Origin of the sequence: Shewanella sp. SG41-4 (assembly GCF_014164505.1) — a bacterium.
Taxonomy (GTDB): domain Bacteria; phylum Pseudomonadota; class Gammaproteobacteria; order Enterobacterales; family Shewanellaceae; genus Shewanella.
This window is the reverse complement of record NZ_JACJFI010000164.1, coordinates 1-9,725: the sequence shown is the minus strand read 5'-3', so window position 1 is coordinate 9,725 and position 9,725 is coordinate 1. Positions and strand designations below refer to the sequence as shown.

Below are 9,725 nucleotides of genomic sequence, written 5' to 3'. Positions count from 1 at the left end.
CTGCCTGTTTTAGCCTTGCTCTTATTTACGTTGGGCAACGCATGTTGCTGCTCAGCTTCGTTAAACGTGCCTTTGGCTACCTTTTCACTTTGTGATGAAAAACGTTTTGATTTACTTAAGTTGAGCCGGTAGCCTTCGCCTTCAGCAACAATAGTGGGGACCGTCGTATCACTTTTGTCAGGCCTAGCTTGCGGATTGGCGACAATAAACTGATTTTTTTCAGGTAGTTTCAAATCTTCTCTTACCGTTACAGAAGACCATTTTGCTATTTGTTGAGGTTGTAATGATCTTACTTGGTAAGGGGTGTCGTACCATTTGGCTTGTTTATCGACCTGTGATTCTTTTGCTACCGTAAGTAAGCGCATATTGGTTGCCGACATCATAGACAGCAGTTGTAGTGTTTCATCTTCAAGCATTTCATCCATGCGATAGTCGCCATAAATAATGTCTTTAATATCGTAATGGTGCATGTTGATGCTTAGATGGCTCGCTAAATCTAAGGTTTTGATCTGTTCTTGGAATCGGAACGCAGTGTCAAGTAAATTGGCTCGCTCTTGGTAACGCCATGCTTGTACACCTTGCTGCTTAATCAGTTCGATGTATTCAAATACACAAGTTACCACTTCATCAAGCTCTGCAAATCCCTTATCGGTCAATTGTATGCTGATTGAATAATCTTTGAAGTTGTAACCATTCACCCCACCGCCTGCAGATAAGTTATTAGCTAACCCCTGTACTTTTAAATAGGACAGTAAACTCCCCGTGCTTTCATTACCAAGTAAATGGCTGATAAAGGTGAGTGGTTTGCGCTTATAAAAGTGATCTATCTCGGGCAGTGAAAAACAAATACTGACTCGTTTTTGATCTTTTAACGGTACAATTTGTATATGCTTTTTTTGTTGATCCTTGGGTATCATTGCTTCCGCAGGATAGTGTTTACTGACATTCCTATTGATAATTTTGGAGAAGTATTTTTTAACGATGGTGTCTAGCTCTGCAATAGGGCGTGGGGCGACAACACACAATGTCATGATATTAGCGCTGTAATGTTGTTGATAAAAAGCCAGCAGCTCATCCCGAATGTCTGCTTGTTTACCTGCTAAGGTGGCTTGGTTACCGACAGAGAATTTTGAAAATGGATGTTTTGGATTAACGGTTTCTTTTTGAACTTGGTAAACACGGCGAATATCATCTTTTAATTTTAAGCTAAATTCAGATTCTATTGCCTGCCTTTCACGATCAACTAACTCTAAGTCAAATTTTGGGGCAATGAAAAATTGGCTAAATCGGTCTAATGAACCTTCTAGAGCTTCTGCATTAATACTATAGAAAAAGTTAGTTTGCTCTGTGCCTGTCCAAGCATTATTACTGCCGCCATGTTGATTAATATAAGCATGGTATTCACCTGAATCTGGATATTTTTCGGTGCCTAAAAACAACATGTGCTCAAGGAAATGCGCCATACCAGGCCGTTCAACAGGATCGTCAAAATGACCAACACTAACAGCCATAGATGCAGCTGCTTGATTTGATTGCATGTCTTCAACCAATAACACTCGAAGTTGATTGTTTAGCACTCGGTATTGGTATTGGCGGTGATCATTTTGGCTTTTATAAACTGCTGGAAATTCAGACAAGAGGAGACTCCAGAAAAGATAACTTGTTATATATTGATCTTGTTATTACTTTTTAGCAAATTACCTTGGACTATTTTATTCTATTATCGACTAAAGTTTATCTAAATATGCTCAATTCTAGGTTTGTTGTTGCGCTGATTAACGCTACAATTGATTCAGAATGATAATAAAAACATCACGAGAGAAGTATGCAGCTATTTTTGATGCGCCATGGTGAAGCGAGTTTTGATGCAGTGTCTGATAGAGAACGAAAGTTAACTGATACAGGTCGTATTCAAACTGGCTATATGGCTAATTGGTTGGCAAAACAGGTCAGTCATTTTGATTTGGTTATTGTTAGCCCTTATTTACGTGCGCAACAAACGTGGCAAGAAGTCAGTAAACACTTATCGGAACCCCGTAAGCGTTTAGTGCTTGATGATGTGACTCCCTCCGGTGATGCTAAAAAGGCGGTAGATATTGTGTTGGCTTATGCCGAACAATACAAAGCAGATAATATATTGGTTATTGCACATATGCCTATTTTAGGTTTTATGGTTAGCGAGCTTGTGGCGGGGGTTGAGCCTCCTTTGTTTGCTACCTCTGCAGTAGCTCACATAGACAAACATACGTACAACGCTAGTTTTGTCGCAATGACAGCACCGCATCAAGTTGTTGTGTAATCGCAATAGAGTTATGAATCACCACAATTAATAAAAAAGGTAAGTGATTACTTACCTTTTTTATTGTTAGCATTCACTTCCACAAATTAGCGTCGGTGAGGTTGCTCACCAATATCAATTAATACTAATAACGCTGCATCGCCGCCCCATTCTTTTGGCGCTTGGTGAAATGCTTTTACGTTTGGATGTTGCGCTAACCACATTGGTGTTTGTTGCTTTAAAATCCCCATCCCATAGCCGTGCATGACACAGCAACATATCGTATTTTGTTTAACGCACGCTTGGATAAGTGCGGCTAATTCAAGTTTTGCTTCTGCTTGACGCATGCCGTGCAAATCTAGCAACAGGTCCGGAGAATAATCACCACGCCTTAAGCGTTTTAATTCATGCTTATCTGTGCTGGTATTAATCCAACGCATAGGACCATCGACCGGCAAAAGCGGCTGATATGTATCCGAAAAATAGCTTTCAGCATGGATCTGCTGTTCTTTTATTTCGAACTGTTGTTTGGCTTTGACTGGCTGTTTAAAGTGGTGAGTATCTTGCCTTAACGGTTTGATCCCCTCTATTAATGCACTAAACAGCGATAAGTCTGGATAATTATCGTCTTTCATGGGGCTATTGTATTGAATTCTAGGTCATCTTAATAGACATCAGTTACAATAGCGCAGAACAATTTTTAAGGAGCATGTTTTGGATAAGATCTTTGTAGATGAAGCTGTCACTGAGTTACGTACTATAGCTGATATGTTACGTTGGGCTGTCAGTCGTTTTAATGATGCCAATATTTATTATGGCCACGGAACGGATAATGCTTGGGACGAAGCCATTGCATTGGTTTTTGATGCTCTACATTTACCAGAAGATATCGGTCAGCAGGTTATTTTAAGTAATTTAACCAGCAGCGAAAAACATAAAATCGTTGAATTGATTATTCGCCGTGTACGTGAACGTTTACCAGTACCATATTTGACCAATAAGGCCAAATTTGCAGGGCTTGAATTTTATGTAGATGAACGCGTACTTGTACCGCGCTCACCCATTGCCGAAATGATCAATAATCAGTTTAGCCCATGGTTATATAACAAACCGGTTCATCGTATTATGGATTTATGTACTGGCAGTGCTTGTATTGCCATTGCCTGTGCCTATGCGTTTGAAGATGCTGAAGTTGACGCATTAGATATTAGTGAAGACGCACTTGACGTCGCGCAGATTAATATAGAGTCTTTGGGCGTGTTGGATCGTGTTTTTCCGATGCAATCCGATTTATTCTCGGCGATCCCAAAAGGCCAGCATTACGACTTAATTGTATCTAATCCTCCATATGTAGATGCGCAAGATATTGGTGATATGCCTCAAGAGTATCATCACGAACCAGCTATCGGATTAGCGTCTGGTAATGATGGTTTAGATTTAACCAAGCGTATCTTGGCTAATGCGGCAGACTATCTTACTGACACTGGTTTACTGGTCGTTGAAGTTGGTAATTCAATGGTGCATTTGATTGAGCAATATCCTGATATGCCGTTTACTTGGGTTGATTTTGAATTTGGCGGTGATGGCGTGTTTGTATTAACCCGTGATCAGCTAGTTGAAAATGAATCACTTTTCGCCATCTATAAAGATAGTGAATAATAGCGACAAGAATCGCACTCAATGAAGTGAATAATTAACAGAGGTAGTTAACGCGCATGTCAGGAAATAGTATTGGTCAAAACTTTGTTGTTACAACATTTGGTGAAAGCCATGGTGTTGCTCTAGGTTGTATCATTGATGGTTGTCCTCCAGGACTGGAGTTAACTGTTGAAGATATGCAACATGATTTAGATCGACGTCGTCCTGGCACGTCACGCTACACAACGGCACGCCGTGAAGCTGATGAAGTGAAAATTTTGTCAGGAGTGTTTGAAGGTAAAACCACTGGCACCTCTATTGGTTTGTTGATTGAGAATACCGATCAACGTAGCCAAGACTATTCAGATATTAAAGACACTTTTCGTCCTGGTCATGCAGATTATACCTATCAACAAAAGTATGGCATGCGTGATTACCGTGGCGGTGGGCGTTCGTCTGCACGCGAAACGGCAATGCGAGTTGCCGCTGGTGCGGTAGCAAAAAAATACCTCAAGCAAGTTCATGGCATTGAAATTCATGGCTATCTTGCTCAGTTAGGACCTATTAGCGCTGACACTATTGATTTGACTCAAATTGAGCAAAATGCATTTTTCTTTCCTGATGCCAGTAAACTAGAAGCGTTAGATGAGTACATGCGTGGCTTACGTAAATCTGGTGACTCAATTGGCGCCAAAATTACCGTAGCAGCTACTGGTGTTCCGGTGGGATTAGGTGAACCAGTATTTGATCGTCTTGATGCCGACATAGCGCATGCGTTAATGGGCATCAATGCAGTTAAAGGCGTTGAAATTGGTGATGGCTTTGGTGTTGTTACTCAAAAAGGTTCAGAAGGTCGTGATTTAATGTCACCTCAAGGTTTTGCATCTAATCATGCTGGTGGTGTATTGGGTGGTATTTCATCTGGTCAACCTGTTGTGGCCCATATTGCGCTAAAACCTACTTCGAGCATTAGCGTACCAGGTCAAAGTATGACAGTGCAGGGCGAAACAATCGATATGATCACCAAAGGTCGTCATGATCCTTGCGTGGGTATTCGCGCTGTGCCTATTGCAGAAGCGATGTTAGCAATTGTATTGATGGATCACTTATTAAGACATCGTGCGCAAAACCAAGATGTTACTAGTCAAACACCCGTTATCGGAATGCGATAATGTCCTCATTGAAACGCGCTGAACCAGATTTACGCTGGCTCAGCGCCTGTTATTTCTTTTTCTTTTCTATTCTTGGCATCATGGTTCCCTATTTGGGGGTTTTCTTTGATAGCCGAGGTTTCAATGCCCAAGAGATAGGTTTTTTGTTGGCTATTTTAATGGCTACTCGCATTGTCGCGCCTAATGTATGGGCGGCTGTAGCCGATCGCACCGGTATGCGTTCAGAATTGATAAAGCTCGGCTCCTTTGCTGCTGCGATTACCTACATCAGTTTTTTCTTTGACGGCAGCTTCATGTATCTTGCGGTTAGTTTGGCCATATACACTTTCTTTTGGAATTCCATTCTTGCTCAGTTAGAAGTGATTACGTTAGAAACTCTGGGTGATAAAGCAGATCGTTATGGTGCCATTCGGAGTTGGGGCAGTGTTGGCTATATTATTTTGGTGATAAGTGGTGGATTAGCGATTGATCACTGGGGCCCTGAAGTGTTGCCTTATATGGGGATGATTTTATTTTTAGGCCTATTTGCATGTTCATTACCGTTACCCGCTAATCGCAGTGTTGTAGTCAATAAAGCTGAGCGTCCTAAACTGACATTTGATAAATCATTAGTGTGGTTTATGTTATCTGCAATGTTACTGCAGATGAGTGTCGGACCATTTTATGGTTTTTTTGTATTGTATCTAAAGCAGGTTGGTTACTCTGAGACCATCGCTGGAATGTTAGTTGCTTTGGGTGTTCTAGCCGAAATTATTATTTTCTTTTATTCATCACGTCTTATTCGTCAATACGGTATTCGAGTATTGCTGGTGGTGAGCATTCTGTTAACTGCTGTTCGTTGGTTACTATTGGCTTTTGGTGTTGAACACGTTTCCTTATTGGTTATCAGCCAACTATTGCATGCTTTCACTTTTGGTTTAGTCCATGCAGCTTCAATCCATTTTATTCATCGTCATTTTTCCATCAGCCATCGAAGTACTGGTCAAGCTTTATATGCCAGTGTCAGTTTTGGTGTGGGCGGCGCATTAGGCACATGGATAAGTGGCATGATTTGGGGTGATGGTAGTAGCACTATGTGGGTGTGGGTATTTGCTGCCGCTTGTGCATTTTTATCTATGATAGCGGTATTACTTATTCCCAATATTAATGGCCAACCAGTGACTAATACACAATTGGATAACTAGGTCATTGATAAATTTTATTTTAGTAACAGATGATATGTAATCAGCAAGGAGTTAGTGTGAAACGTTTTCGCTTAGGTGTAATCATTAATCCATTAGCTGGCCTTGGCGGCAGTGTTGGTTTAAAAGGTTCTGATGGCGTTGCCGTAGAAGCTATTGCAAAAGGGGCTATTCCTAAAGCACAACTGCGAATGCAACAAGCTCTGGATGTCATTTTACCTTTCGTTAAGCAAATCGATATTATTACAGCATCTGGCGACATGGGCGGGAGTTTATGTCGCAAAATGGGTTTTAACACTCAAGATGTATATACCGCGTTAGAAACCACTTCAACAGAAAAAACGTCTGCATTAGACACCCAAAATGCGGTTAAATGCTTACTCGAACATCAATTAGATTTACTACTGTTCGCTGGTGGTGATGGCACTGCACGCGATATTTATGCAGTAGTTGATGACTCATTTCCGGTGTTAGGCGTTCCAGCAGGCGTTAAAATTCACTCGGGTGTTTATGGCATAACCCCGCACGCTTCAGGGCTAGTTGTCAGTATGTTACTCAAAGGTGAATTAGTGAGCTTAATGTCTGCTGACGTCATGGATATTGACGAGATTGCGTTTAGGCAGGGGATTGTAAAAGCGAAACGATTTGGTGAAATGACAGTTCCTGCTGCGCCACGATATATACAAGCCGTGAAGATGGGCGGTAAAGAAGTTGATGAATTAGTGTTAGCCGATATTGCCGCTGATGTGATTGAATCAATGGACGATGAACTTTACATCATGGGTTCGGGCAGCACCGTAGCGGCAGTAATGGAAGACCTTGGTTTAGAAAATACTTTGCTTGGTGTCGATGTTATTCAGCATAAAAGCGTGATTGCTAAGGATGTTACCGCACAGCAATTACTCACCTTTATCGCCGATAAAAAAAGGTACCCTAGGGTCAAACTGGTTATTACTTTAATCGGTGGGCAAGGGCATATATTGGGTCGTGGCAATCAGCAGTTGTCACCGGAACTTATCCGGCAACTACAAAAAGACAATATTTTAATCCTAGCCACAAAAACTAAGCTAAAAGCACTTGATGGTAGGCCATTAATTGTGGATAGTGGCGACCCTGAATTAGATAAAGCGCTTACGGGCTATTACAAAATAGTCACGGGTTACCATGATTACGTGATGTATCAAGTAGCCAACCCAGATTTAGTGGAGAACTAGAACATGTTAGAACAGTACGATGCAGCATTAGAGTCTTGGATTGAAGACAGCGTTAGCCATAGCGATGACGATGAGTTATTTGCTTGTGGTTATTTACAAGGCCACGTAGCCGTTGTATTAGCAGAATTAGAAGTCGAACCTGAACAAGATTTACCCGCGCTTGATCAAAAATTGGTTAAATGTCTTGCGTTGGCAAATGAAGAGTTAGATGAGCATGACTTTTCATTAGTGGAAGCAGCATGGCAGCAATTACGTCAACGTATTGTCGCTCAAGCGGCATAACTTGGAATAGATAAAGCTTTTATGGTAAATCCCCCTTTGCAACAAGTCACTATTGGTTTAGTTAACCCTAAAACGCCGGTCAATGTTGGCGGAATCATGCGAGCTGCTGGTTGCTACGGTGTCGACAATGTTTGCTATACCGGAAAGCGTTATGAATTGGCGGCTAAGTCGGGTGATGCCCAATACGATGTCGACACTAAAGATGCTGCTAAGCGTATTCCTTTAGTCGGAGTAGAGTCACTGCTTGATAGTGTGCCTGATGGCGCAACCATAGTCTGTGTTGATCTTGTTGTTGGGGCGACGCCGTTGCCTTTATTCACTCATCCAGATAATGCCTTTTATATATTCGGTCCAGAAGATGGCACTATTCCACAGCAATTAATTGATGCTGCTGATGATGTCGTGTATGTACCGACTGTAGGGTGTATGAATTTAGCTGCATCAGTGAATGTTTTGCTTTATGACCGTTTGGCTAAAACGACTCAAATTAAAGCTGATGATGAATTGATTAAGCAAAGCCGAGACAATAATAATCGCACCAAAGTGAAACACTGGTTGAAGTCACTTTGATGAAATAACCGTATGAACTAATGATAAATGCCGAATGAGAAATCATTTGGCATTTTTGTTTACGCGGAGTAGCGCAAAATCGCCAATAGCAATACTCGCCAATAGAAAAGCCTGTGCTGTATAATTGTATGGTCAATTTATCGCTGTTGTATCATCTAGCCCCAGAGTAAAAAACATTTCAAAAAAAGCTCGATATACTGCTTGTTGTTTAATATTAGATTTCAAATCAGGGATATAAATAGTGGATTAAAGCTTGATGAAGCGAGTTGTGTGGTAGACATTAGAGGTAGGGAAGGCAATCACCATTCATGATGATGTTTTCCATAACGGTTAAGTCACCATTATTTAGCTTGATGACTTGGTTATTAATGCCTCTGAACCCGGCTTTGTTAGACATACACATTAAAAATCAATATTAGGAATGCATAGATGTCGATATTAAATAAACTGGCACAGTGGCTACCGTTTGGAAAAGTACCCGAAATGAGCGCTCAAGAAGTATATAAACGATTACAGAAGAATGATATTCAGATTATTGATGTGCGCTCAAAAATAGAATGGAACAAGTCGCATATTGAAGGCTCGATAAATCTGCCTATCACGTCGCTTTCTATTGATGCGATAAAGCAGCTTGAATTATCACCAGAGATAACAACTGTCGTGATATGTCTATCTGCCCATCGCAGTATCCCTGGGGTTAGAAAACTTAAACATTTTGGATTTAATGATGTATATCAACTTGAAGGTGGGATGTTGAGTTGGTGGAAATTATCGCTTCCAACATCGAAATAATACACTGGACGAGAGACGTAACTGATAGCGTTAATGTTTGTAGGGCTGGGGATATTAATGTCGTCTGGGCTCATAACAGCTTTTATTTTTTGAGTTCTGGGAATGGCTAACCATCTCATACTCTCTGGACGTGCTATTCAAATTAATTTTGATGTTAGATTGAGTCTGAAAGGTAGGGGGTAACGATAAAAATATAGTTCTAGGTGCAGATAATTAAAGCAGGGAAATTACAAGGAAAGGTATAACAATAAAAATAGTTGCGGGAGTAGGACTTGATAAAAAACTACGACCTTCGACTCTTTGTGTATAAAAAGCTGAGTCTGATGAGTAAAAAACTGATTTTACGATGAGATTTTAAGGATTTACAAAGGAGATTAATTGAAATGAGAAATTTACTAATAGAAAATGGTTGCGGGAGTAGGACTTGAACCTACGACCTTCGGGTTATGAGCCCGACGAGCTACCAACTGCTCCATCCCGCGTCCGATAAAACGCTATCAATTATTTTTATTCTATTGATTAAAGAAATGGTTGCGGGAGTAGGACTTGATAAAAACTACGACCTTCGAGTCTTTATTTATAAAAAGCTGAGCCCGAC

The 9,725-nt window shown here is 40.8% G+C and carries 9 protein-coding genes, 1 tRNA gene and 1 pseudogene; 8 read left to right on the top strand and 3 right to left on the bottom strand.

Features of this window, described 5'->3' with window-relative positions; genetic code table 11:
- Positions 1-155: 155 nt before the first annotated feature.
- Positions 156-1,511: pseudogene (locus H5202_RS14400) on the bottom strand (insulinase family protein); the annotation flags it as partial.
- Positions 1,512-1,825: 314 nt separating this feature from the next.
- Here H5202_RS14400 and sixA point away from each other — a divergent pair.
- Positions 1,826-2,299 carry a phosphohistidine phosphatase SixA gene (gene sixA / locus H5202_RS14395; RefSeq protein WP_182772683.1) on the top strand — a complete coding sequence of 158 codons (474 nt, stop codon included), beginning with the start codon at positions 1,826-1,828 and terminating at the stop codon, positions 2,297-2,299.
- 86 nt (positions 2,300-2,385) lie between these two features.
- Here the strand turns inward: sixA and smrB are convergent, their stop codons facing one another.
- Positions 2,386-2,913 (bottom strand): endonuclease SmrB, encoded by a 528-nt coding sequence (gene smrB, locus H5202_RS14390; RefSeq protein ID WP_182772682.1) that lies wholly within the window; start codon positions 2,911-2,913, stop codon positions 2,386-2,388.
- 79 nt (positions 2,914-2,992) lie between these two features.
- Between smrB and prmB the strand changes: the two genes are divergently transcribed.
- The 7 genes from prmB (at position 2,993) to H5202_RS14355 (ending at position 9,127) form a co-directional block, all read left to right on the top strand.
- On the top strand, positions 2,993-3,937 hold the full coding sequence (prmB, locus tag H5202_RS14385; RefSeq protein WP_182772681.1) for a 50S ribosomal protein L3 N(5)-glutamine methyltransferase: 945 nt from the start codon (positions 2,993-2,995) through the stop codon (positions 3,935-3,937).
- A gap of 56 nt (positions 3,938-3,993) precedes the next feature.
- A complete protein-coding gene (gene aroC / locus H5202_RS14380; RefSeq protein WP_182772680.1) occupies positions 3,994-5,088 on the top strand; it encodes a chorismate synthase in 1,095 nt (364 codons plus the stop codon).
- A complete protein-coding gene (locus tag H5202_RS14375; RefSeq protein ID WP_182772679.1) occupies positions 5,088-6,272 on the top strand; it encodes an MFS transporter in 1,185 nt (394 codons plus the stop codon). The genes aroC and H5202_RS14375 overlap by 1 nt, the downstream gene beginning before the upstream one ends.
- Before the next feature lie 56 nt (positions 6,273-6,328).
- Positions 6,329-7,483, top strand: coding sequence for an NAD(+)/NADH kinase (locus H5202_RS14370; protein WP_182772678.1), 1,155 nt, complete (start codon positions 6,329-6,331; stop codon positions 7,481-7,483).
- Between the two features lie 3 nt (positions 7,484-7,486).
- Complete coding sequence (locus H5202_RS14365) at positions 7,487-7,765, top strand: YfcL family protein (protein ID WP_182772677.1); 279 nt, start codon at positions 7,487-7,489, stop codon at positions 7,763-7,765.
- A gap of 21 nt (positions 7,766-7,786) precedes the next feature.
- Complete coding sequence (locus H5202_RS14360) at positions 7,787-8,335, top strand: RNA methyltransferase (RefSeq protein ID WP_182772676.1); 549 nt, start codon at positions 7,787-7,789, stop codon at positions 8,333-8,335.
- 429 nt (positions 8,336-8,764) lie between these two features.
- Positions 8,765-9,127 carry a rhodanese-like domain-containing protein gene (locus H5202_RS14355; protein ID WP_182772675.1) on the top strand — a complete coding sequence of 121 codons (363 nt, stop codon included), beginning with the start codon at positions 8,765-8,767 and terminating at the stop codon, positions 9,125-9,127.
- Positions 9,128-9,533: 406 nt separating this feature from the next.
- On the opposite strand, the gene H5202_RS14350 is transcribed toward H5202_RS14355, so the two are convergent.
- A tRNA-Met gene (locus tag H5202_RS14350) sits at positions 9,534-9,609 on the bottom strand.
- Between the last annotated feature and the right edge of the window lie 116 nt (positions 9,610-9,725).

Coding starts and splice junctions, on each gene's coding strand:
- sixA (WP_182772683.1), top strand. CDS start 1,826: ATGCAGCTATTTTTGATGCGCCATGGTGAAGCGAGTTTTGATGCAGTG.
- H5202_RS14355 (WP_182772675.1), top strand. CDS start 8,765: ATGTCGATATTAAATAAACTGGCACAGTGGCTACCGTTTGGAAAAGTA.
- H5202_RS14360 (WP_182772676.1), top strand. CDS start 7,787: ATGGTAAATCCCCCTTTGCAACAAGTCACTATTGGTTTAGTTAACCCT.
- smrB (WP_182772682.1), bottom strand. CDS start 2,913: ATGAAAGACGATAATTATCCAGACTTATCGCTGTTTAGTGCATTAATA.
- H5202_RS14365 (WP_182772677.1), top strand. CDS start 7,487: ATGTTAGAACAGTACGATGCAGCATTAGAGTCTTGGATTGAAGACAGC.
- H5202_RS14375 (WP_182772679.1), top strand. CDS start 5,088: ATGTCCTCATTGAAACGCGCTGAACCAGATTTACGCTGGCTCAGCGCC.
- aroC (WP_182772680.1), top strand. CDS start 3,994: ATGTCAGGAAATAGTATTGGTCAAAACTTTGTTGTTACAACATTTGGT.